This is a genomic window from Acinetobacter portensis, from assembly GCF_010646905.1.
Classification (GTDB): domain Bacteria; phylum Pseudomonadota; class Gammaproteobacteria; order Pseudomonadales; family Moraxellaceae; genus Acinetobacter; species Acinetobacter portensis.
In genome coordinates, this window is sequence record NZ_JAAARQ010000002.1 from 2,501,256 (window position 1) to 2,526,948 (window position 25,693).

General features: G+C 37.4%; 17 protein-coding genes and 2 pseudogenes. 15 read left to right on the forward strand and 4 right to left on the reverse strand.

What is annotated here, in order from left to right; translation table 11 throughout:
- Nucleotides 1-138: 138 nt before the first annotated feature.
- On the reverse strand, nt 139-2,265 hold the full coding sequence (locus GTK57_RS11905) for a condensation domain-containing protein (protein WP_163123829.1): 2,127 nt from the start codon (nt 2,263-2,265) through the stop codon (nt 139-141).
- Between the two features lie 522 nt (nt 2,266-2,787).
- Between GTK57_RS11905 and GTK57_RS11910 the strand changes: the two genes are divergently transcribed.
- From GTK57_RS11910 to GTK57_RS11930, 5 genes are all read left to right on the forward strand, one after another.
- Complete coding sequence (locus GTK57_RS11910) at nt 2,788-3,729, forward strand: ABC transporter permease (protein ID WP_152874197.1); 942 nt, start codon at nt 2,788-2,790, stop codon at nt 3,727-3,729.
- Nucleotides 3,726-4,673, forward strand: coding sequence for an iron chelate uptake ABC transporter family permease subunit (locus GTK57_RS11915; protein WP_163124758.1), 948 nt, complete (start codon nt 3,726-3,728; stop codon nt 4,671-4,673). The genes GTK57_RS11910 and GTK57_RS11915 overlap by 4 nt, the downstream gene beginning before the upstream one ends.
- On the forward strand, nt 4,670-5,440 hold the full coding sequence (locus GTK57_RS11920; RefSeq protein ID WP_152874199.1) for an iron ABC transporter ATP-binding protein: 771 nt from the start codon (nt 4,670-4,672) through the stop codon (nt 5,438-5,440). Before GTK57_RS11915 ends, GTK57_RS11920 begins: the two co-directional genes overlap by 4 nt.
- Nucleotides 5,441-5,442: 2 nt before the next feature.
- Entirely contained in the window at nt 5,443-6,414 is a 972-nt protein-coding gene (locus tag GTK57_RS11925) for a siderophore ABC transporter substrate-binding protein (protein ID WP_152874200.1), read from the forward strand.
- Between the two features lie 81 nt (nt 6,415-6,495).
- Nucleotides 6,496-8,757: a TonB-dependent receptor gene (locus GTK57_RS11930; RefSeq protein WP_152874201.1), complete on the forward strand. Its 2,262-nt coding sequence runs from the start codon at nt 6,496-6,498 to the stop codon at nt 8,755-8,757.
- 78 nt (nt 8,758-8,835) lie between these two features.
- On the opposite strand, the gene basC is transcribed toward GTK57_RS11930, so the two are convergent.
- Both basC and GTK57_RS11940 read right to left on the reverse strand, forming a co-directional pair.
- Nucleotides 8,836-10,146 (reverse strand): putative histamine N-monooxygenase, encoded by a 1,311-nt coding sequence (gene basC, locus GTK57_RS11935; protein ID WP_152874202.1) that lies wholly within the window; start codon nt 10,144-10,146, stop codon nt 8,836-8,838.
- 64 nt (nt 10,147-10,210) lie between these two features.
- Nucleotides 10,211-13,132: pseudogene (locus tag GTK57_RS11940) on the reverse strand (condensation domain-containing protein).
- A gap of 165 nt (nt 13,133-13,297) precedes the next feature.
- Between GTK57_RS11940 and GTK57_RS11945 the strand changes: the two are divergent.
- The 10 genes and pseudogenes from GTK57_RS11945 to GTK57_RS14725 form a co-directional block, all read left to right on the forward strand.
- Entirely contained in the window at nt 13,298-14,926 is a 1,629-nt protein-coding gene (locus GTK57_RS11945; RefSeq protein ID WP_152874203.1) for a (2,3-dihydroxybenzoyl)adenylate synthase, read from the forward strand.
- A 29-nt stretch (nt 14,927-14,955) separates the two neighbouring features.
- The gene (locus GTK57_RS11950; RefSeq protein WP_152874204.1) at nt 14,956-15,828 is read left to right on the forward strand and encodes an isochorismatase family protein; all 873 of its coding nucleotides are present in this window, start codon (nt 14,956-14,958) and stop codon (nt 15,826-15,828) included.
- A 49-nt stretch (nt 15,829-15,877) separates the two neighbouring features.
- A complete protein-coding gene (locus GTK57_RS11955; protein WP_152874205.1) occupies nt 15,878-17,023 on the forward strand; it encodes a histidine decarboxylase in 1,146 nt (381 codons plus the stop codon).
- Between the two features lie 156 nt (nt 17,024-17,179).
- Nucleotides 17,180-18,784 (forward strand): ATP-binding cassette domain-containing protein, encoded by a 1,605-nt coding sequence (locus GTK57_RS11960; RefSeq protein ID WP_152874206.1) that lies wholly within the window; start codon nt 17,180-17,182, stop codon nt 18,782-18,784.
- Nucleotides 18,781-20,370, forward strand: coding sequence for an ATP-binding cassette domain-containing protein (locus tag GTK57_RS11965; RefSeq protein WP_152874207.1), 1,590 nt, complete (start codon nt 18,781-18,783; stop codon nt 20,368-20,370). Before GTK57_RS11960 ends, GTK57_RS11965 begins: the two co-directional genes overlap by 4 nt.
- Before the next feature lie 40 nt (nt 20,371-20,410).
- The gene (locus GTK57_RS11970; protein ID WP_152874208.1) at nt 20,411-21,145 is read left to right on the forward strand and encodes a thioesterase II family protein; all 735 of its coding nucleotides are present in this window, start codon (nt 20,411-20,413) and stop codon (nt 21,143-21,145) included.
- Nucleotides 21,135-21,869 carry a 4'-phosphopantetheinyl transferase family protein gene (locus tag GTK57_RS11975; RefSeq protein WP_152874209.1) on the forward strand — a complete coding sequence of 245 codons (735 nt, stop codon included), beginning with the start codon at nt 21,135-21,137 and terminating at the stop codon, nt 21,867-21,869. The genes GTK57_RS11970 and GTK57_RS11975 overlap by 11 nt, the downstream gene beginning before the upstream one ends.
- 117 nt (nt 21,870-21,986) lie before the next feature.
- Nucleotides 21,987-23,165, forward strand: a complete 1,179-nt coding sequence (locus GTK57_RS11980) for an isochorismate synthase (RefSeq protein ID WP_152874210.1) — start codon at nt 21,987-21,989, stop codon at nt 23,163-23,165.
- A gap of 34 nt (nt 23,166-23,199) precedes the next feature.
- A complete protein-coding gene (locus GTK57_RS11985) occupies nt 23,200-23,967 on the forward strand; it encodes an SDR family oxidoreductase (protein ID WP_152874211.1) in 768 nt (255 codons plus the stop codon).
- Nucleotides 23,968-24,066: 99 nt separating this feature from the next.
- Nucleotides 24,067-24,314, forward strand: a pseudogene (locus tag GTK57_RS14725) (DDE-type integrase/transposase/recombinase); the annotation flags it as partial.
- A gap of 115 nt (nt 24,315-24,429) precedes the next feature.
- Here the strand turns inward: GTK57_RS14725 and GTK57_RS11990 are convergent.
- Nucleotides 24,430-25,653: a GGDEF domain-containing protein gene (locus GTK57_RS11990; RefSeq protein ID WP_163123832.1), complete on the reverse strand. Its 1,224-nt coding sequence runs from the start codon at nt 25,651-25,653 to the stop codon at nt 24,430-24,432.
- Nucleotides 25,654-25,693 lie beyond the last annotated feature (40 nt).

Here is a 25,693-nt window from a genome sequence, read left to right on the forward strand (position 1 = left end):
TGTGTGGATACCTATTTTGTTAAAGGGTAAGCCTTCTTCTGACTGTATCTTGCATTGCGATTAAAGCAGTGCTTTGATTCTTGATCAGAGAGAAGGATGTTTGGTCTTTTTATTAAATGGATAAACGATCTAAACCGTTTATTTGATATTTAATTCATTCAAGATTTTTTGAATGGTTTTGCTAATTTGCTCAACAAGCGCTGTTGGATAACGATGCGTTTGATAAGTCACAATGAGACTTAATTGATGTTGATCGTTGATGAGATTGTCCATGATTTCAAAATGTAGTCCAAACATAGATTCATTACGCTCAGGCAAAATTTGTCGATATTGAATATCACCTTGAGGTGTTTTAAATGCTCCATTGAGTGCATTATTTGAGTGAATATGGATATAAACATCAAAGATTAATCCATAGTCATCAGCCAAGCCCAAAGCTTTTTGAATGTAATTGATTGGGATATCTGCATAAGCCATCGATTCATTCAACATCTGACTGGTTTTTTCAAGAAGCTGTGCAAAGTTTTGTTCAGGAGAGAACAGAGTACGATGCGCCACCATTGTGGTTAAATAACCGACAGTATCAAAGAAATATGGATCTGTACGACCAGAAGCGGATGTTCCGATCACAATCTCTTTTAGATCGCCAGCCTTTTGTAGTGCGCTGATAATTGCAGTGTAAATCACACTAAAAATAGAGGAATGATGCAACCTAGAAAATGCTGAAATGCTTTGATAAGTCTCTGGACTAAATTTCAACTCTAGCCATTCGACTTTCGGTTTAAGCATTGATTTGGCAGTTGAAGTTGCTGGTTTTTTTAGATCTAAACCATACGTCGCACCTTCTAACATCTTTCTCCAATACTGGATATGTTCAGGATTTAAGCCATTCTTTTGTTGTGAGATCGCCAATTCATGAATGCTATTTGCAGGTATGCTCCAGAGCGGTGTTCGTTGATTTGAACGTGCATAATATGCTGTTTCAAGATCAGACATGATGCTGTTGAGAGACCATTCATCAATCACCATATGGTGTACTAAAAAGGATAATGTCTGTTGCTCATTTGCATTTTTGAGAAAACAAATTCTGATTGGAAGTTCACGCGAAAGATCAAATTTATAAGCTGCTTCTTTAGCGAGTGTAATGCCTTGACTTTCACTACTGCTCCAAAACCATTTGTATTGATCGAGCGATGCAAGGGGAACTATAGATTGGGTAACTTTTGTATTTTCTATTTTAAATAAAGTCCGTAAGCCGACATGGCGGATAACGAGATCATAAAAGGCTTCGAAGAATATCTTTTCATCAATTTGATCATGAAATTCTATTGCAAAAGGTAGGTTATAAATTGGACTAAAACCAAAAGCAGAATAAGCTTGCCATAAGAAATCTTGTGTAAATGTTAAGGGGGCTTGCTCAAGTTTTTCATGTGAATTTTTTTGAATCGTTGTATTTTTTACTGAGGCATATTCGGCTAAAGCTGATGCAGTTGGCGATTTAAAAAAATCGTTAAAACTGAGCTCAATGCCATGACGGTTTTGTAAATATCCAATCACACGTGTAGCTAAAAGAGAATGGCCACCAAAATCAAAGAAATCATTTTCTGCTGTCATCTCCGGTTCAGCAAGTATTTTTCTAAACTCCGTTAAAATAATCTGACTGATCTCGTTTTGACTAATTTTATTGCCCAGTTGATAATCGTGATTTTGATCATTGATTGTTGGAGTTTGACTATTCGGTGTCTGTTCTGAAGTCTCAAGTACGATAGTTTGTAATTTATTATGGTTTTGCTTTTTATTATAATGAAATTCTATTTCATTAATAATATCATTTAGTTGGTGGGTTTCTTCTAAGATCGGATGAAGACGCAGCGCCAGTAGAGTATCTTGTTCAGTTTGTATAATGAGGGCACTAAATGGTGGGTCAGTTTCTGCATTCCATGATTTATTTTTAAAATCGGATGCGGTCTGTTCGAGCTGATCGACATTCAGTTCTAATGTATGGATACCAAGATCAAAAGAAAGATCAATCTTTTTGTTTAGTTCTCCATCTTGACTGAATATGAAGCGACTATTGAGATCGGGATGATGCTCGATGACATTTCTAATACTCAGTTTGAGCAAAGAAAGCTCAGGCTCGGTAACAAATTTAAACAAATAAAAATGTTGAACAACCTGTTCAGGTTGTTGCAATTGTAGCATCCAGATATATTCCTCGTGTTCACTGACCGCTAGGGGTGATGCTTCATAATACTGTTCTAACATTGAATAAATCCTATTTTATAAAGCTGATTTTGATGAGCTTTTTTTTCATTTTTTGAAATCTATTGAAAGACAAAACATTTCATTTATTTAGTTTTATCTCGTTCACAATCGCAGGCTTTATGCCACTGTAAATTACTTGAGTTATTCGTTATTCAAATATGTGAGGGTTACATTTTGTCCAAAGTATATTATTATAATGATAATCATTTGCAATAAGATTATCATTTTTATTCCGAAGTAAAAATAATAACTTAGAAAAAGTTGTTTTTTTAACCTTTCTAGAAGTAACTGATATTAGGTAATTTCTCAGATTTTTATATAGGTCAAATGCAATATTTACCAGGAATATAACAAGTAGAGCTGATCAATGGAAAGAAATAGAGGCGTTGGTATCTGCGACCCATTTCAGCAGAAGCCAGAACTGAGAATACAGTTCCTGTGGCTAGGTTATATCCATGATCGAGGCATCAATTCTTCTATCAATAGATGGCTTAGCCAGTGTTTTTATGGAGTGTGTACCTGATGCGTTTGGGGCTGTTGAGTATATTTATTGTACTTTGTTTGATCTCGTTACTGCTTGGTGCAATGCCTTTATCGTGGGCTGAACTGATCAATTTTTCGGGGGATAGTTGGCTGACTTTGACTGTAAGTCGTATTCCCCGTTTGATTGCGATTGTTTTGACAGGGGTTGGGTTATCTACTTGTGGGGTGATTTTACAGCACATTGTTCGAAATAAATTTGTTGAGCCAGGTACCTCAGGAGGTTTAGATGCCGCAAAACTGGGAATTATGGTCTCGTTGACGATGATTCCCTCTGTTGGTGTTTTTAGTAAAGCCTTGTTTGCAATGTTTTTTTGCTTCATAGCAAGTTTAATTTATATCGTAATTATTGCACGGATTCGTTTTCGTAATACAGTCTTGATCCCTGTGATCGGGCTAATGTATGGCGGTGTATTGAGTGCCATTGCTGAGTTTTATGCTTATAAAAATAATCTCTTACAAAGTGTTCAAGGTTGGTTGTTGGGTGATTTCTCCAGAATCATTCAAGGGCACTATGAAATGATCTATTTCATAGTGCCCTCAATTATTTTGACTTATGTTTTTGCCTATCGTTTTACTTTGCTCGGTATGGGTGAAGAAGCAGCTTCAAGTTTAGGGTTGAGCTTTAAACGAATGGCGGCACTAGGTTTGATTTTGGTTTCTGTAACAGTTTCAGCAACAGTGATTACTGTAGGTGCAATTCCTTTTGTTGGTTTGGTTATCCCCAATTTGGTTGCACTTAAATATGGTGAAAATCTATCTAAAACATTACCGATTATTGCACTCGGTGGGGCATGTTTGCTGCTGATTTGTGACATTGTTGGGCGGTTAATTATATATCCATTTGAAGTTCCAATCGGGCTGACTGCTGGTGTTGTTGGAGGCGTAATATTCCTCATTTTAATTTTGAGGGGGCTTCGATAATGCAAACTAAACTTTGGATTTTATGTGGCACTGTCCTGTGCTTGGCAATCTTTTTTGTATTGTTTGATTCGGGATTAGATCTCGAATATGTGATCCCGAAACGCTTATTGCGTTTGGGGACGATTATTTTGGCAAGTGTTTGTATTGCCTTTTCTTCAGTTGTTTTTCAGACCTTGGTCTCTAATCGAATTTTGACGCCTGCGATAATGGGCTATGAATCAGTTTTTCTGCTTTGGCAGGTGCTGTTGTTGTATTTCGTAGGAACACATGGGCTAAATATGCTCGGTCTAAATGGCAACTTTTTTGTGTCAATCATTTTAATGTTGCTGTATTCGTGGTTGATTCATCGTTGGTTGTTACCAAGAGCACGACATGATCTGTTTATATTGTTGTTGTTCGGATTGGTACTCAGCATGGTCATTTTGACCTTGACCCAGTTTATTCAACTTAAAATTAGTCCCGGTGAATTTTCTGTTTTTCAAGGCTTTAATTATGCCTCTTTCAATCGTTCTCAACCTGAAACACTATTTTATGCATTGATCGCTGTACTTGCTGTCTGTTGGATCGGTCGTAAATATTTACCGATCTTGGATTTGATGTCTCTGGGGCGTGAACAAGCTATTTCTCTGGGTGTCGATCATCAGAAATATTTACGTATCTGCTTTGCTTTGATTGCAATTTTAGTTGCCGTTTCAACCAGTTTAGTCGGACCTACTGCATTTATGGGGGTATTTATTGCCAATATCGCTTATGCATTTTCAGGCAACTATCGACATAAATTTACATTATTTTTCGCAAGCATGATTTCCATCTTAGTCTTCCTTTTTGCTCAAATTTTGGTAGAGCACATTTTCAATTATAAAACCGCGGTCAGCATTTTGATTAATTTAGTCTGTGGTGTTTATTTCCTTATATTGATGGTGCGTGCTCGAGGTATCACATGATTCGTATTGAAAATATTTCCAAGTCCTATGGTAGCAAAAACGTAATTTCTGAGCTGAATCTCGAACTGCCGATGCAACAAGTAATTTCTTTGATTGGACCCAATGGGGCTGGGAAATCGACTTTGTTAATGATGTTAGCAAGGCTGCTTAGTCCAACCCAAGGCGATATTTTTTTCAATCAACAAAATATTGCCGAGATCAGTATTGCCGATTATGCCAAAACTGTTGCGACCCTCAGGCAATCAACAAACTTTAATTTACGTCTGACGGTTGAAGAATTAGTGTCTTTTGGGCGTTTTCCTTATAGCCGAGGAGCCTTAACTGCCAATGATCACAAGGTGATTGATGAATCGTTGGATTTTCTATCTTTGGATTCACTCCGTGATGCTTATGTCGATGAGCTCAGTGGTGGACAAAGACAAATGGCTTTGTTGGCAATGAGCATCGCACAGCAGACCGAAATTCTTTTACTCGATGAACCGCTAAACAATCTGGATATGAAACATGCAGTTCAGATCATGCATGCCATGCGCCGTTTATGTGATGAACAAGGTCGCACTGTGATTTTAGTGATGCATGATATTAATTTTGTTGCGAATTATTCGGATCACATAGTTGCACTGAAACAAGGGGAACTTTGTTTTAGCGGTGCAAAAGCGCAAGTTTTAACCGAATCACTTTTGCGTGATTTATACGAGCTTGATTTCAAAATCACATCTAACGAACAAGGTTATATGTGCAACTACTTCAACTCATCTGGAGCTTGAACATGAACTGGAAACATAAAAAATGGGTAATAACTATTGCAACAGCAGTTGCCATCTCGATATCAGGCTGTGATAAAAAAACTGAAAATCAGACCCAAGTGGCTGAAAAATTAAATGCTCCAATCAGCATTAAACATGGGCTTGGTATAACTACTATCGATCATATTCCTCAACGTATCGCGGTTTTAGATATGAATGAGGCTGACTTTCTTGATCAGTTAAATATCCCAATCGCAGGAATGCCAAAAGATTTTATTCCCCATTTTTTAGATAAATATAAAAATGATGGAAATATTTCAGATTTGGGATCAATCGTACAGCCCAATATGGAGCGTATCCATGCATTAAAACCAGATTTAATTTTAATGACACCTATTCAGGAGGATAAATATAAAGAATTGTCAGTGATCGCACCGACGTTACATTACGACATCAACTTTAAAAACAGCCAAAAGAATCATATTGAAATGGTGAAAAATCATTTGATCACGTTGGGTGAGATTTTTAATCGTAATGATTTGGCGCGTGCAAAAGTGGCTGAGTTAGATGCTGAAGTGAAGAAGGTTCAAGAGGTCACATCAAATCGACCAGAAAAAGCTTTAGTGGTTTTACATAACAATGGTGCATTTAGCAACTTTGGTGTGCAGTCACGTTATGGTTTTATTTTTCATGACTTAGGGGTGAAACCTGCCAGTACGGTTGTTGATACGAGTCTGCATGGTCAACCGATTTCAAGTGAATTTATTAAAAAAGCTGATCCAGATGTTTTATATATCATCGATCGTACTGCCGTCATGGAGCATCGTCCAATTATCAATGCTGAGAATGTTAGCAATCCTTTGCTTCGAGAAACTAAGGCTTGGAAAAACGGTCGTGTGATTTTTGTTGATGCAGATGCTTGGTATATCACTGGGGCAAGTCCGACATCATTGAAAATACTAATCAGTGATGTGCTCAAAGGCTATCAAAAATAAGTACTTATGCCAAACAACAAAGTTTCAAACCAACAAAATTTTAATAAGTAAAACCTGATTGAAAAATATAAGGAAACTCTGATGAGAAATGATGTTCGCAGTAATAGAAAAAAAGCTGCACAAACAATGATGCAGTCAACAAAATCATTTGTGTTAAATCATATTGCATCCTCACAAATGGCGTTATTGATGGGCGTGAGTGTAGGGACAGTTTTTATTTGTGTACCTTCTACTTATGCAAATACGACGATTGATAGCATTGAGACACTGAAGAAAAACCAAAATGAAATACAGCCCAATTCACAGCTTCCAAGGATCAGTGTAGTTGCAACGGAGGACACAATTTATGCGGGTGGGCAAGTAGCTAAAAGTAGCCAGTTAGGCTTTTTAGGCAATAAGAAATTTATGGAAACTCCATTTAATACTATTAGTTATACAGATAAATATATAGAGGATAAGCAAGCTAAGGACATTACGAGCATCATTGCTGCGACAGATCCATCTGTATTTACCAATGGTGCTAGTGGGGGGTGGAGCGAAAACTATTACATTCGTGGTTTTGCCTCGAATACTAGTGATATGTCAATGAATGGTTTATTTGGTATTACACCATTTTATCGAACATCTCCTGAAATGTTTGAACGTGTTGAAGTACTTAAAGGGCCATCAGCATTGCTTAATGGCATGCCACCTGCAGGTTCAGTGGGTGGTACGGTCAATTTGGTAACTAAAAAAGCAGGAGATGAACCTCTTGCGAGATTTACGACGACTTATATGTCTGATTCTCAGTTTGGAGGACATATTGACCTAGGTCGTAGATTTGGTGAAAACAAGGAGTTTGGAGTACGGTTCAATGGTGTATACCGTGATGGTGAGGGTGCTGTAAATAATCAATATAAAAAGACTGATCAATTTTCTTTAGGGCTCGATTGGCGTGGTGAGCGCGCCAGAATTTCGGCAGACTTATACACTGCAGATGATCGTGTTGATGGCGTAACACGTGGGTTGAATCTGGCAGCAGGCGTTGCCATACCCAAACCACCCAAAGCTGAGCTATTACTGAACCCGGATTGGTCTTATGTAGAGAACAAAGATAAAGGGGCTATTCTTAAGGGTGAGTATGACTTAACTGATAAGACTACAGCTTATGCAACTTATGGCCAAAGCAAAACTGAATATAAATACAATGGTGCAATGTCTGCAACCGTTCTAGACAATAAAGGGACATTTCAGACTGTGATTGGTCAGTTAGCTTTTGATGTAGATAAGAAATCTGCGGATGTTGGTGTAAAAGGAACATTTGAAACGGGATCGATTAAGCATCAATGGGTGGTCAATGGTACTTATTATAGACATGAACAAGATGATTATGGAGTTAGAAGTGTTGCAGGAGCGAATTGGACAACTAATATTTATGATCCAGTTTGGGGTAAACCTGTTCCATTTAATGCGCCACAGATTTCACATTCAACTCTTGAATTGAATAGTTATGGTGTCGCGGATACTTTATCTTTCATTGAGGATCGCTTACAACTTACACTTGGGACTCGTTATCAAGAAGTGAAAAGTACTAGTTTGAGCCTTTTGTCAACACCACCAGCGCTAACAAAATATGAAGAAAGTGCAATAACTCCAGGCGCAGCGATACTATTTAAAGTAAATGATAAAGTTTCAGTATATGCCAATTATATTGAAGGTTTAACAAAAGGAGAATCTGCTCCATTGACTGCGGCAAACTACCCAACAACATTTTCACCATATAAAACTAAACAAAGTGAAATTGGTACTAAGTTAGATTTGGGTACATTTACCAATAGTTTCAGTGTGTTTCAAATCGAAAAGCCAAATAGTTATACAGATCCTGTAACAAATATTTTTACATCGGGTGGTGAGCAACGAAATAGAGGAATAGAGTGGAATTTCTTTGGTTCACCGATAGAAAATGTACGCATGATGGGAGGTGCATCTTATATCGAACCTGAGTTAACTAAAGTAGCGAATAAAGCAAATCAAGGAAATATGGCGACAGGAGTACCTAAAACTCAAGTCAAATTAGGAGCTGAATGGGATAATAATGTTGGAGATGGCATATTAACCTTATCAGCAAATGCTACTGCTGTTTCAAAACAATATATCAATCAGGAAAATACTTTATCTGTCGCTGGGCGAACTTTGTATGATGTAGGCGCACGTTATAGCACTAAAATTGCTGATCGTCCTGTTACAATTCGTGGGAATATTTATAATCTGACCAATAAAGCCTATTGGGGGATGCCACAATTATCTAATTTAGCTTTAGGTGCACCACGTACATTTATGCTTTCAGCATCATACGATTTTTGATTTTAGACGTTTGATATTAAAAAAAATCGCCAAATATGGCGATTTTTTTTAATGTTAGTTTATATATAAAATATTGGTTTATTCGACCAAACCATAATGCTGAAATGCTGAGCGTTTCGGAATACGATAAGCTTCACGTCCAAGCAATTGATTGATAATCACTGAATTTCGAGTGGCTCCAATTCCCAAGTCTGGTGATCCCACGCCTTGCTGAAAAATTTCTGCATTTTGTATAAAAATGCGTCCTTTGCCTTGATCACAGCGTTCAGCAGTGAAATCTTCCTGTACTAAACAGTCATTATACTCATCGGTTTTAAGCACTTTATTTTTAAGTTTTTCAAACCATTTCGGCCAATGGTGGCGATAACCTGTAGCGGCTATTACAGCATCGCTTTGTATGGTTTGCCGTTGATCAAGTTGCGTATGCAAGCAGCTTAGATTGATCTGACCCGATGATGAAACTTGCAAATCTTCAACTTCACAATTTGAATACAAAGTTAAGCCTGCATCGGCTCCTGCCACCGTTCTTTCATAGAGTAGATCATAGATTTCACCAATAGTTGAAAAGCTGATGCCTTTATAAATCAATCCTTGGCCTGCAGCGATTTCTCTTCTTTTCTCTCTAGGAATGCTCTGAAAGTATTGCATATAAGAAGGGGTGAAACATTCTTGCCCTAACTTAGAAAACTCCATTGGATGAAAACCTGCTGAACGAGTGATCCAACGGATCGATGCGCCTGCCTGAATTTTTTCGGGACTAAGTGTGCGATATAAGGCAAGAACACATTCTGCAGCACTTTGACCTGAACCAACGACAGTCACTTGTTTGCATTGGTTTAATTCTTTTTGCAACGTGGCAAACTCGGCTGCATGTTTGACTAAAGGATGAACACAAGCGCTTAACCATTTTGGATAATGTGGCTGTGTACCGATACCAATCACCAAATCTTGGCTGAGATAAAAATGATTCTGTTCGTTACTCGACTGGCTTTCGATAATAAATTTGTCACGCTTTTCATCATAAGTAACATCAAGGACATTTTCACCAAAATGACAATCAGGCAATTGTTTGGATGCCCAGCGACAGTAATGATCATATTCTCGTCGAGGGATCAAAAGATGATCATAATAATAAAACTGATGTAAACGATCATGTTGATGTAAAAAATTAATATAACTCAAAGGATGACAAGGATCGGCAATCGTCACCAGATCCGCAAAAAATGGAATTTGCAAGGTTGTGCCTTCTAAAAGCAACCCTTCATGCCAGTGAAATTGTTGTTTCTTGTCTAAAAAAACGGCTTTAATTTCTTGATGATGAGAAAGTAATGAGGCAAGCCCAAGATTGAACGGACCAATACCGATACCCAAGATATCTATATTTTTCATATTTCTATTATTCCAGATCTATTGATATATAAGGAGTGAAAAAATTCATTTATTAATTCAATATTTAATGAATGGATTGCGTTGTATGTGTAGAAATGAGTTTTTCGACAGCTACAACATTTTGGCAATGGATTAATTGCAGAGGCGTTAAACTTATTTCAAAGGTTTCATTGATTTGTTTAGTAATCATTTTGAGATGTGAAGGACGTAGTCCCATATGGCTAAATTGCATGTCATGATGCGATACATCTGAAGGCTGTAAATTTAAGTGATTCAAATAAATTTTCAGGATTTGATCACGTTGAATATTAGCTTGATTGATCTGATTCTGATTGTTTTCAAAATGCAGTTTAAGATCTACGTTTTCCAGACCAAACTTTAATAACTGTTCTATGCTTTTTTCAAGTTGCAACAGAAAGTCAGCGATAAACTGATCTGAAATAGCGGCTTGTGCATAATCAATATCAAAAATGAGTGCGCCATCATTCTGCAGTTTAAAGCGTACATCAATCGCGACTTGAGGTGTTTGCGTTAGCCCATCAATATGTTTGATTGGATTTGATTCCGGCAAACTTGGCCAAGACAGACCATTGGTAATGACTATAGGGAGTACAGGGGACGACTTGTATTTTTCGAACAACATTCTCGACAAATCTACGCCTGAAAATGCTAAATGTTGTAGGGATTCGAGTACATTTTTTTGTAATTGCTGAGCATGCTGAACGAAGTCAGTAGCTTGTTGCCATGTTGTAACGATAAACGTAGATTGATTGGAAAAAGCACTGTCATATAGAGGCAGGACAGGGATACCAACTGCTAGAGTTTGATCAGTTGTTCGTTGAGAGAGTATTTCCAAGACCAATGCCATGATCAACGAATTTTTAAATAAGCCTTTACATGCTCCGAGTTTACTCAATTGTTTAAACTTTTCACAATTGATGTGCAAGCTTTGGCGACGATAGAGCGAAGTGGCGATATTGTCTAATGGTTTACACCACGGCAATTTCGGGATGTGAACATTATTGGTGAGTTTATTTTGCCAATATTTTTGGTCATTAGTACGATTTTGTGCTGTGATGGTGTTGGGTTTTGAATCTTGACTAGTCTGCGTCGGTATTTGAGCTGAAAATAACTCTATCATTAATGAAGCAATCGCACGACCATCTAAAATTTGTGCATCGAAACGAACAAATATTTTAAATTGATTATCTGACAATTTAAATACTGTAACATCCCATGGTGATTGATTTAAATCAAATAATGTTTGTCGGTATTGATCTCGAAATGAGGAAAGATGTTCATTTGCTATAGTTTTCTCAAAGTTGATTAAATCAATAATGTTGAGATTGACGACGATTTCATCACTGATATATTGCGACAGTTTTTTTTCATCAATATAGGTTCTAAGGCTTGGATGATGGCTGACCATGTCGGTTAATTGCAGCTTAAACTTCTCAAGATCTAGTATTCCCTCATATTCCCGATATTCTTGCATGGCAATGCCGCCAAGGGGAAAAGCTGTAGTTCGACCTAATAAATATGCTTTTTGTAGATCATTGAGCGGTGTTTCACTATGTCTTTTATTGATCAATTGGTTTGGGAACTTGAATGAAAGTGACTGTAGATCTTGGGTGAATATGTCTGGACTTGATGCTATTTTTTTGAGCAAATCTATATAATTTTCAAATAGTGGGTTAATCCATGATTCAGGTAATGCATCAAGACGGATATCCCAATTGATCAGAAGTTCATTGGCTACATTGACCACTTGAACATCTAGAGCCACTTGAGGACCTTGTGAGATTGTCCAATTCATCTGACCAAAGATTTGATGCACTCTTTTTGAAAATAGTTCTCCTCCTGTAAGATCTACCGCTGCGGTAAACACAATTGGCGCAGTTTGGGCAGTGCCGTGATAACGGGAAAGATCACGCATTACTTGCACACCTGAATATTGATAATGCCCAAGTGTTTCAATCCATGTCTTAGCGAGATTTTTACAAAACTGAGCGAGATTTTCAGTTATAGACATATCAATATTTAAAATTGAAACATTGGCAAAATCACCAATGGTTACTTCAATATCTTGCATCACAGGCTCACGCCAAAAAGTTGGAACATTGAGACGGTAACTTGGATCTTGCGTCTTTGTTCCTAAACAATAGGCAAAAATCCCCATCAATAATGCAGAAAAAGTCAGCCGATGCTGTTTGGCGATCGCTTGTAAAGCTTGCCGTTGCTGTGTATTTAAGGTGGTACTTAGCCGATGACTTTGTATTACAGCTGAAGTTGGTTGTTTAAGTGGAATGGTGGGGGGGAGCAATGTCAGCTATACGTGATTTCCACCACACACGGTCACGATTTCGTTGTTTTGGCAAATTGGATCGTATTTTAGTTGGGTATTCCATGAGAAAAAATCAGCTGTATGCAGTAATACAGCATCTGCATCTTCATAAAAAAGTGCAAGATCCTCCATTAATATACGAAAACTAGAGGGATCAATGGCGATCATGTCAGCATCAACATGTAGTCGAAAATGTTGTTCATCTAAAAGGCTGATCGAAAATTTCACAGTCTCTGCTTGGGTCAAATCTAGTTTTTGATGCGTCCAGCACTGTCTTTTGGTTTCGAGGTTTTGCTTTTGTTGGTTTTTTGTGAGTTTTGAAAAATCATTAACTTCTATTTCTAAGTCCCGATCAACTGAAATGATACTTGGGATAGCATCAGGGGCGAGCCGTAATCGTAGCATTTCATGTCGTTGATAGAGGCGTTTAATGGCTAGATTTAGTTTTTTTAGATCAATATCTTGACCATCAAATTCGCTATAAAGATGAGCTGAAACCCCACCTAAGGTTGCTTCACTTGAGCGTCCAAACCAACAGGCCGCTTGCATCGGAGTGAGTTCACGCATTGCTTAATTGCTCAGTTGACAAATGAATAATTGTTGAGCACTATAAATATAAATGAGAATGATTACTAGTTGTATTTAAGAATCATTACCAAATATGTTGTTACTTACTATAATTAAATATCGTCAATCTGAAATGAAAAAGCATGCTCTAACTTCTATGTTGTTTTATTTCTAGATGGAAATTTTAAAGCGGAAATAGGAGTGCTTTTACGGCACAAACTCCCGTTCAGTATTTCAAAAATGAAGAATCAAATGATTAAATATACGCATTGGCCAGAGGATTTGGCGCAAAAATACAGGGCAAAAGGTTATTGGATCGATCAACCTCTGACGAGGATTTTAGCCGAAGCAAATGAAAAAACACCGCATTCCACTGCGATTATTTGTGGTGAAAGGCGATTCAGTTATGCAGATCTCAATCAATTTTCAGATCATTTAGCATCACATTTTGTCGCAAGAGGATATGGCATTGGTGATACAGCACTGGTGCAATTACCTAATATTGCTGAGTTTTATATTGTATTTTTTGCTTTATTGAAAGTTGGTATTGCTCCTCTAAATGCCTTGTATAGTCATAGGCAACTTGAGTTAAAGGCTTTTATTCAGCAAATTCGTCCCAAACTTGTGATCGCATCTCGTGCACATGAAGTTTTTGCTACAGATCATTTTGAAAATGATCTAAAAGGTTTAGGTTTAAGTCCAGAATTATTTGTCATGCTGGGTGCAAATGAGCATGATTTGGATTTGACAGCATCTTATAAAAGAGCTAGTTCGGAACAAGTTGAATATCAATCTACTCCAGCTAATGAGGTCGCATTTTTTCAATTATCGGGTGGTAGCACAGGTACACCGAAGCTGATTCCTCGGACGCACAATGACTATTATTATAGTGTGCGGGCTAGTGCTGAAATTTGCCAGTTAAGCTCAGACACGCGGTTACTTTGTGCTATACCGATAGCGCACAATTTTATGCTCAGTTCTCCGGGAGCATTGGGGGTGTTTCATTCGGGTGGCTCTATTGTCATGGCTGCTACACCAGAACCCCTCCAATGTTTTGCATTGATCGAACGGAATCAAGTCAATATGGCTTCATTGGTTCCAAGTGCTGTCATTATGTGGTTGCAACAAGCACCACAACATTTAACACAAATTCAATCTTTAAAGTTACTTCAAGTTGGTGGTGCAAGTTTTCCAGAGTCTTTGGCAAGACAAGTTTCGATAGGTTTAGGTTGTCAGTTACAACAAGTCTTTGGTATGGCTGAGGGTTTGGTAAATTACACCCGTTTAGATGATCCAGAAGAACAAATTGTTAGTACTCAAGGTCGTCCGATTAGTGAGGATGATGAAGTTTTTATTGTGGATGAACAGGGTAACGAACTTGCCGATGGCCAAGTTGGCATGTTGAAAGTACGCGGACCTTATACATTTTGTGGTTATTACGAAAGCCCTGAACATAATACTCAAGTTTTCGATTCTGAAGGATTTTACTACTCAGGTGATTTGGTGGTGCGCAACCAAGTAGGCAATTTAAAAGTGGTTGGACGTATCAAAGATCAAATCAATCGTGGTGGTGAAAAAATTGCATCTGAAGAAATTGAGAAATTGCTGATTTTACACTCAGATGTGGTTAATGCAGCATTGGTTGCAATTTTTGATACGCATTTTGGTGAAAAAAGCTGTGCTTTTATCATATCGAATAATCCTCAATTAAAAGCAATACATTTGAAGCGCCATCTTTTAGATTTGGGTATTGCTCAATACAAATTGCCCGATCAAATACTCTTTATAGATGCTTTACCACTGACTGCTGTCGGTAAAGTGGATAAAAAACAATTACGTGAAAATTTAAGTAATTTCCAAATCGCTTAAGCGGCTCAGTAAAAAATATCGAGAAAAATATGACCATTGCAAAGATTTCTGAATATTCAATGCCAGACCCAAGTCGTTATCCAAAAAATAAAACCAACTGGCAACTTGATCCTGATCGAGCAGTATTACTCATACATGATATGCAGCGTTATTTTATTAATTTCTATGATGCTGACAGTCGTTTAATTAAGACGATGACTCAAAATTTAGAACAGTTACGTCAATGGGCAGACCAACATGGCGTACCTGTGGTTTACACCGCACAGCCTTATGAACAATCTGCAGAAGATCGTGCCTTGCTGAATGCCATGTGGGGAGCTGGTTTGCCTGCTTCAACACCTGATCAGCAAGCCATTATTTCAGTATTAACACCGAAAGAGGGTGATGTTGTCCTGACCAAATGGCGCTATAGCGCATTTCAACGATCTAATTTGCAAGAACGCATGCAAAATTGGCAACGTGATCAGCTGATTATCGGTGGTGTTTATGCGCATATCGGCTGTATGGTAACTGCGATTGATGCCTTTATGAATGATATTCAGGCATTTTTTGTTGCAGATGCACTGGCAGATTTTTCAGAGCATGAGCATTTAGATGCGCTGAAATATGTGTCTTCACGCTGCGGTCAAGTGACCAATACTCAAGCCATTACGGCATCTACTATGCCAAAGTTAACCGAGCAATGGTTATACGAAAAAGTACAGAAGTTGGTTGAGGAAGAAGAGCTTGATCCTGCCGAAAATTTGATTTTGTACGGTCTAGATTCATTACGCATCATGCAGTTTTCCGCAGAACTCAAACAATATGGTTTGGATATTTATTTTGAAGAATTGGGACAAGAACCATCGATAGAGCATTGGTGGAATTTAATCCAGTCTAAGCAAGCTGCAAAAGTCGCTTAGATTGAAATATATGCTGGCACTCAATCATCAGAATAAAACGGAGAAAAACATGATTTTATCAGCGTCAGATTACGAACGAATTGAAAATTTTTGGGCTTATTGTCAAAAGCATCAATATTTTAATATCGGTTATCCTGAATCAGCAGATTTTGATTATTCCTCTTTGTATCGATTCTTTGATTTTTCTATCAATAATTGTGGCGACTGGAAAGAACCCAGTAACTATGCGCTGAATTCTTTTGATTTTGAGAAAGATGTGATGCGTTACTTTGCAGAATATTTTCGGATTCCGTTCGATGACAGTTGGGGTTATGTGACCAATGGTGGGACGGAAGGTAATATGTTTGCTTGCTATTTAGCCCGAGAGTTATTTGCACAAGGCACTTTATATTATTCAAAAGCAACACATTATTCAGTATTGAAAATAGCCAAGCTTCTACAAATGAAATCTTGTGTGGTGGATTGCTTAGAAAATGGTGAAGTTGATGTTGCGGATTTGCTTAGAAAAATACAGAACAATCACGAAAAAAATCCGATTATTTTTGCCAATATTGGAACCACGATGTCTGGTGCAATTGACAACATAGCTCAAATCCAAACAGGTATAGCACAGCTTGGGATTACACGAGATCAATATTATTTACATGCAGATGCAGCACTTAGTGGCATGATTTTACCTTTTGTTGATCAGCCTCAAGCATTTTCATTTGCTGATGGTATTGATTCGATTTGTGTGTCAGGGCACAAGATGATTGGTTCTCCGATTCCATGCGGCATTGTGTTGGCAAAACGTGAAAATGTCGAAAGAATTTCAGTCAATGTTGATTATATTTCTGCACGAGATCAAACCATTAGCGGTTCGAGAAATGGGCATACCGTACTTTTGATGTGGGCAGCGATACGTAGTCAAACTTTTTTACAAAAGAAACAACGCGTAATGCATTGTCTGAAAATGGCGCAATATGCTGTAGAGCGTTTCCAAGCAAATGGAATTAATGCATGGCGTAATCCAAACTCCATCACAGTCGTTTTTCCTTGTCCTTCGGAAGCTGTCTGGAAAAAACACTATTTGGCAACTTCAGAAAATATGGCACATCTGATTACCACAGCACATCACAAAGATACCCAGAAAATTGATTTGTTGATTGATGATGTGATCGAAGATTTAAGCGGGAAAACTCAGCGAATAGCATAACTTATTTTTATACAAATTGAGGTTAGGTGGTTAATTTTAAAGTATTAATCTTAACAAACTAATCCACTATTTTTTCTTTAAGATAAGTTTTATTTACAGTTTGATTCTTAAATATATCCCAATAAATATTCACAACTTTTGTTCAGGAAATGAAACATGAGTGATCCAAATTTACGCACTTTGTTTACAGGTTCGGTATTAAGCCCAGCACTTCATGTAGCGTTTCCAAAATTATTTGCAGGAACTTTTGCAGCTGTAATATCAAGTGTAGCCATGCTAGCAGCACTGTGGTCTTTAGTACGATTCATCGGGGATTTTTCGGGACAATGGCTTTTATTTTCAGTTTTGCTTTGGATCGTTGCCGCGCTATTCGCAGCGTGTTCGTCATGGTGGGTTCATGATGCTGAAGCACGTTTTTCTGGAAAGTTACGTCGAAAAATCGCTCAGCATTTGGTTCGGTTACCTACTAGTGCACGTCATAAACAAGATGATCATGCACTTAAGCGTTTGGTATCGGACGATATTGCAACATTGCATCACATGGTGGCGCATTTACCGAGTGAAATTGCAATTTTCACTGTCATTCCCTTGCTTTCTATCGGGATATTGATCGCCACAGTTGGTGTATCTGCACTTTGGGTATTACTGCCAGGATGTCTTGCTGCACTTTATTATCTGATTGTCGTACCTTATATCAGTAAGCGTGATGGTGTAGCGCGTATGCAAGTCATGTTCGATATTATCGCTAAAGCTGACGACTATGTGCGAGGAATCAGGATCAATCGTATCTATGGTCAGCAATCCGGGGCATTGGCAGCGTATAACAAAGCAACAGAATACTTTACTAAAACGATGGTGATGTGGGTCGCTAAAGTGGCGATATTCGCTGCAATTGCTGTGGCATTGTTGCAGGCAGTTGCAACTTTTGCCATTGCTTATTGGCTTGCTTTTCAATATGACACAATGACTTTGGCTACGACATTATTGTTTAGTTTGGCAATTGTCACACCTGCCTTACGTTTGGGACATGGTCTGGATTATGTGGCAGCAGGTCGGGCTGCAGCTGGTCGTTTAGAAGTGTTTTTACAGCAACCTATTTTAACTTCTGGGCAGATGAAAGATTTACCAGATCATAAAGCTGCGCTTAGCTTGGTGGATGTGACTTATGCGACTGAAGATCGCAATATTTTACAAAATTTAAATTTTGTATTTCCTCAACATAGCATCACCATGGTTTCTGGAATAAGCGGTGTTGGTAAAAGTACTTTATTAAGACTTATCGCAGGTTTAGAGCCATTAAAATCTGGCAAGATTAAAGTCGGTGATAGTGATTTAGCTGATTTAAATGCACACGCACGGCATCAAAATATTTTATTGATTCCTCAGGGAATGGATGTTCTGGCTAGTTCTGTGCGTTCCAATCTTGCATTGAGTGCTCCTGATGCGACAGATCAACAGCTACTCCAAGCTTTAACAAAAGCTCAGCTGGATGTAATGCTCGATACAGATGCTGTTTTACTCTCTGGAGGTGAAAAACAACGTTTGAATATTGCTCGAGTATTTTTAACTCAAGCTAATATTATTTTATTGGATGAACCGACTAGTGCTTTGGATCAAATGCATGCTGAAAAGTTAATTCAAGCTTTGCAAGAACTTGCACAAATAGAACATAAAACCTTGTTAATTGTGTCGCATGACCCGTCGCTTCTAGCAAATACTCAGTCCACTTTAGTTTTGCGAGGGGCAAGGAATCCATCATGAATAAGAGCATTTCCAAAAATAATTTTATCATTTCAATGTTGCCTCAAGCTTCAAAATACAGGCTTTTGGGGGTGGCAGTGGGTTGGATTGGTATCGCACTTTTTGAAGCCGTTGCTTATATCATTTTAGCTTTTTCGATTGTGGGGCATTGGCAACCACAATGGGTTCTACTCAGCGCATTGGTAGCAATTTTGATGACTATCATTGTTACACGTGCGGGCTATTTAACTGGTGTGCGTTTAGCAGGTGATTTATTTGCAGATTTGGGCAAATCTTTGACTGGTGCAAAGTTGTCTTGGTTTAGTCAGGAAAAACGTGCGCAGATCGGTAAGATAGCTGGTCAGGTGATTCCTGGTTTTATGAGTATTCCTGCGCATCAATTTCAAACATTTTTACATGCACCGTGTTTACCTATTTTTATTTTGATAGGGATGGCATTTTTAGCTGGATGGAAGGTCATGGTAGTGGCATTGCTACTAGTGTTGATTGCGTTTTTTTCACAAGTTTTGGCACAGCTTAGCCTAATGAAGTCTGATAAAAATAGACATCAAACAGAATTGGAAACAGCGGCAGCAACGATCGAATTGGTAGACCATCTTGAGCTTTTACAAAGCGCTGCAGGACCTGAAAAAATACTAGAGCGAATAGAACATCGTTGGTTATCTCAAGAAAATGTTTTTAAAAAAATCAATTTAAGTGCAGCTTGGGCAACTGCGATAGCGACATATGCGGGCGTATTTCCAATCGTTGGACTTGCTGTTTATTGGCTTTACTTTGAGCAGGATAATGCTGCACTTTTATTGGCATTGATTGTACTCATCGGTCGTGCCTCCGCACCTTTGGCTGAGTTGGCTACAGCAGGTTTGAGTATTAATGATGTTGTAAATTCACTACGAGATTTCTATCAAGTCACCCATGCACCAGTGTTGAGTGAACCTGATGTATCAGAAGCTCCAAATCAATATGATTTTACGCTTGATCAGGTCAGTTATATGCCTGCACTTAAAAAGCTCAATATCGTTATTCCATTTGGAGCTCGAGTAAATGTTCGAGGCAGAAGTGGTAGTGGGAAGAGTACATTACTTGAGCTGTTAATGCGTTTTGATGATCCAGAACAGGGTGAAATTAAGCTTGGTGGCGTTCCACTTTCGCATATTCAATATCAAGATTTAATTAAGCATATTGCTTATGTATCCCAAGAAGCGATTATTTTTACAGGCACTCTGGCTGATAATATACGTTTAGGAAAATCAGATGCAAGTGATGCAGAGATTGAAGAGATTGCGAGACGTTGTGAGCTAGGAAATGTCATCGAGCGTAAGCCTGAGGGAATTCATCAAAGCGTAGGACAACAAGGCGCAACATTGTCAGGCGGAGAACGTCAACGTCTTGCCATCGCGCGAGCTTTGATAAAAAAGTCATCGATACTCATCATGGATGAAGCGACCTCAGCTTTGGATGAAGCGACTGAAAAAGCAGTCATACACAGTATTTTAGCAATGAGTCAAACACTTATTTTTGTGAGTCATAGAGATACCGTGCTTTGGCAGGCAACACAAAATATAGATTTGGGCGATGTAAATTAACGTATTTTAAAATGGAAAATACGTTAATTGGGAGGGAAATATGCAGCAACAACCGTATCATATGTTTTGTTTGCCACCAGCAGGAAGTAGTGCCAGTATTTACTACCCATGGAAAAAAATGAAGAGTCAGTATTTCGATATAATTCCGATTGAATATGCTGGGCATGGTATGAAAATGCAGCAAGCATTAATCAATAATTCTGATATTTTGGCAAAAAACATAGTTGATGAAATTTTAACTTATCAAGAAAAGCCTTTTATATTATTTGGGCATAGTGTTGGTGGGGGATTAATTTGGAAAGTTAAAGATCAGCTTGAAAATATAAATAAGCTGTATTTACTTAAAATGATGGTGATTAGTAGTCGCCCAGAACATCAATATATTCAGCATATTAAAGATAAAAGGCAATTTTCTGATCAAGAGATAATTAGTAATTTAAAACGCTATAATCATTTTCCTGATGAAATATTAAAGCATGCAGATGCTTTAGCATTTTTTCTAAAAATTATCCGTAATGACTTTTTGCTGAGTGATCAATTACTCAGTGAAAACATTTTAAAAACATCGATTCCAGTTTTGACATTTCATGGAAAAGATGATCCTGATATACCTGATCAAAAAGCGATGAAAGCTTGGCAGCAACATACTGAACAATGGTTGGGAAGTATAGAGCTAGAAGGTGATCACTTTTATTTTTTAAACAAAGAGATATTGGATCAACTTATTGAACATATTGAAAATAATGTAGAGAAAAACATCTTAAATGTTACTTGAAAATACCCACTCTATAAAGCTTGAGCATACAGTGATTATGCTGAGTAATATTGAAATACATAAGGTACATTTAGCGAGTTTTATAAAAAAATGTGAACTTGATGATTTATATCAAGCGTTTGATATCCTACAACCAGATGATGTTATACAAAGTCATTTTTCTCGAAAGTTAGATTATTTTATGGGAAGATTGGCTGCTAGATTTGCATTAAAAAAATACAATCTAGCAAGTTTTAATATTGTAAAAGGAGAATATGGAGAACCGATTTTCCCTGAGCATATTCAAGGCAGTATTAGCCATGTAAATGATAGACATGATTATATTGCTATTTGTGCTATACAAAATTTTAGCGGAAATCAGGCTTATATTGGGATAGATATAGAGCTTTATAAACATCAAAATTTATTGATTAATCAAGCCGAGGTTATCGATGTATTTTTAGATAAAGAAGAGCAATTAAAAATACAAATATTAAAATCACGATATCGTGATAATGAGAAGACAAAGGAGCTTGTTATATTCTCAGCCAAAGAAAGTATTATCAAGGCAGTTTTCAATAAATATAAAACAATAATTAATTTTAAATCCATTCAGCTTCAGCAATTTTTAAAGCATGAGCTGCATTTTAAAGTCAAAATAAACGAAGACGATTTACACTTTTTTATTGCAAAAGTAACGTATTTTCAAAATCATCAACAGCTCATCACAATAGCTTGCATTTAAACCAGATATACTAATTGATAATAATAATCATTTGCATTAATATGATTGCACTGCGTATTTAGAATAATCACATCATTCAATCCGCTTGAAATTTATTAATGAATAGAGGTGAAAAAAATGATATCTACAGAATTATCAGAAGAACAACAGCTTGCAATAACATCTCAAGAAAAATTTTCTTGTTTTTCCACGAAAAATTATCATATAACGGCTAATCGATTGCTCAAGACGCTACATACACCTGTTGAGAAAACGACTCAATTTAATGCAGAAGTTGCTGAATATTTTAAACAATTGAAACAATCTGGTTGTGAAAATCCAATTTTGATTGGTGCGATTCCCTTTGATATTTCCCAAAACTGTACTTTGAATTTTTATGCAGATTTCCAAAAAACAGAAAAGACTTTAAAAGAAAGTGTGACACAACAAGCACCAGTTTCTGCAAAGTCTATTGATGGGATAGATATTATTCAGAAGAAAACTCTAATCCAACGACAGAAATTTGAAAATACAGTGCAAATGGCACTAGATGCATTTGATCGAGAGCAAGTTAAAAAAGTTGTACTTTCGCAAGCAATTGAATATGAGTTTGATCAAAAGCAACAACCTGAACATTTATCACAAACTTTATCTAGACAAAATCCTTATGCTTATAATTTTGTAATTCCTGTGGAACAAAATCGCTATATTTTTGGTGCTAGCCCAGAATTACTTTTATCCAAGCAAGATCGTTTGGTATGCAGCAATCCATTGGCGGGTTCTAGACCTCGCAGTTTTATTTTTGAAAAAGATGCGATAGCGAAGCAAGAATTGCAGGCATCAGAAAAAGATCAACATGAGCATCAGATCGTGGTGGAGAATATTCTGAAAAATTTGGTGACTTACTGCATTGAGCTCAAAGTTTCTGAAAGTCCAGACATATTAGAAACTTCGACAATGCTGCATTTATCGTCAAATTTTCAAGGCATCCTAAAAAAAACGGCACCTAATGTTCTCAATCTTGCTCTTGAATTACATCCTACACCGGCAGTTTGTGGTACGCCGACAGAAGCGGCGAAGCAATTTATTTTAGATCACGAAGGATATGATCGAGATTACTACACAGGCTTGGTCGGTTGGATGGATGCTGAAGGCAATGGTGAATGGGTGGTGACAATCCGCTGTGGACTTTTAAGTGAAAACAAAATGCGTCTCTATGCAGGAGCAGGCATTGTTAAAGGCTCAGAGGCAGATAAAGAATGGTTTGAGACAGAAGCTAAGATGCAGACCATGTTAAATGTATTTCAATTGCATTAATCAAAACAAATCTTAAAAACGGAACATATACAACATGCAAAATAGTATTATCGTGACAGGTGCAGCGCAAGGTATTGGTGCTGCTGTAGTGATTCAATTATTAAAAGAAGGTTATAGTGTTATAGGTTTAGATCGGCATCCAGATATTAAACATTGGGAAGTCAATCAAATGATCATGGAGCAATATCGAGAAAATTGGCATGCTTTTTCTCAAGATATTACTGCATTTGAAGATACTGAAAAGCTTATAGAGCAAGTGCTCGAACAATATCATGTGGTTGCTTTGGTGAATGTCGCTGGGATCTTAACGATGACTTCGTTGTTTGATGCAACACTTAAACAATGGCAAGACAGTTTACACGTTAATTTGCTAGCACCAATTATGCTGAGTCAGCAAGTTGCACGACATTTTTATGCAAATAAGCAAGGCGCTATTGTGACAGTCAGCTCAAACAGCGCTCGTATGCCGCGAACACAATTGGGTTTGTATGCAACAACGAAGGCAGCTTTGAGTCATTTTTGTCGAAACTTGGGCTTAGAGGTTGCACCTTATGTTCGAGTCAATATCGTTTCACCAGGCTCAACTTTGACACAAATGCAAAAGCAACTTTGGAGTGACGATAGACCACCTTTGGCTGTTTTAGAAGGTGATTTGGCACAATTTCGTACTGGTATTCCACTTAAAAAAATGGCTGAACCTAGTGATATCGCAAATTCAGTCTGTTTTTTGCTCTCAGAAAATGCAGCACAAATTACTATGCAAGAAATCGTGGTGGATGGTGGGGCAACGCTTGGTGTATAAATTATGTGAGGTATGCCTTTATTCAGGACAACCAGCATATATTGCCGATTCGACGTTTATGATTAACTTTAGATATTCATCACTGTGACTTGAGACCATTATATTCGTACTCATGAAAGATAATTGTATCTTGTAGTAGCAATCGACCTATTCTCACGGTTAGTCGTTGGCTGGTCTATGAAGTCGAGAATCACAACAGATTTGGTTTTAGATGCTTTACTGATGGCTTTGTAGCGACGAAGCCCAAAGAACAAAGTCCTGATTCATTCTGATCAAGATAGCCAATACACCATCATGAATGGCAGACATATCTCAAGCATCACAATCTTGAAAGCAGTATGGGCCGTGTGTATGGTTAGAAAGATTCTTCATCATATTAATTGAATAGTTTATCCATTCGATTTTAGCAACCTTTCAAGGGAAAATTACCCTTAGATAGCGTTTAATGCGATTTAAAAACAATCAAATGATGGTGTCAGAGTTATGCGCAATTTGATAGCAATTACGCCCTGATTTCTTTGCTTCATATAATTTTTTATCGGCTAGTTCAATGTAATCACTAAGTAGATCATCTTTTTGTGGAACTGCAGTAACAATACCTAAACTTACCGTGATATATGGGTGAATTGGGCTATCAGGATGCTGAATCTCTAATTTATGAATTTGATCCATAATTGAATTTGCAATTTCTTTTGCCTTGGCAGAGTTCGTCTGAGGGAAAACCAAGATGAATTCTTCTCCACCATATCGGGCTGCAATTTCGGAACCACTATTTGTAATGGCTTTTAAGACCAATGCAATTGCTTGTAAACAGTGATCTCCTGAAATATGTCCTAATGTATCGTTATAGTTTTTAAAATAATCGATATCTAGCATAATCATAGACATGGGGGTTTGTTGCTTGAGTGCTAAAGTCCATTCCGCTTCTAAAATACGATTTAAATATCGTCTATTGGCTAAACCTGTGAGTGGATCGAGTAATGATAACTCTTCAAGTAATTTTGATTGCTCAGTGATTTCTTGTTGTGTTGCTTCAATAATGCAATTTTGTAAATAGTTTTCTCTATGCTGTCGGTCTATGACGTAACATAAAGACATCCCTAAAAAACTACTAAAAATATAAGTGTGATTTAAGTATGTCCAATCTATATATAAATTATAATAATTAGAGAATATGATGCCAATTATTCCACCCAGCCAACCTGCAATAATTGCGGTATAGAAACGCATACCAATAAAGCTATAAATAATAACAACTGCGTACATCATCGCGGCATGAAGCAGGGCTGTGTTATATGCTGTTGCTAATAAATTGATAATCACAAAGGTGATAGAAACAGCACCAATAGCGCCAAGAGAGGTATATAAATCAAAATACTTTGACCAAGATTTTTTAAATGAGCAGAACCAAGCAATAGAAACAATAATACCGACCCACTTATACAAAGACAGCCATTCGGAACGTATATATAAGTCTGAAATATTATTATAAACACCAACTGTCAAGAAGGTATATAAAAACAAAACCATCGGTGCGCGATATCGGAATTCGTAAGCAGCAGCCGATCGATATTGCTTGCGGTACATTTTCTCTATAGGTTTTGAAAAGTGTAAAATATTTAATCGGCTCGCAATGAGTGCATCAATTTGATCACGATTTAAGTTTTTTGTACCGTGTAGTTTCATATTGAATTACTTATAGTTAGATTAATATTTATGCTTAAGT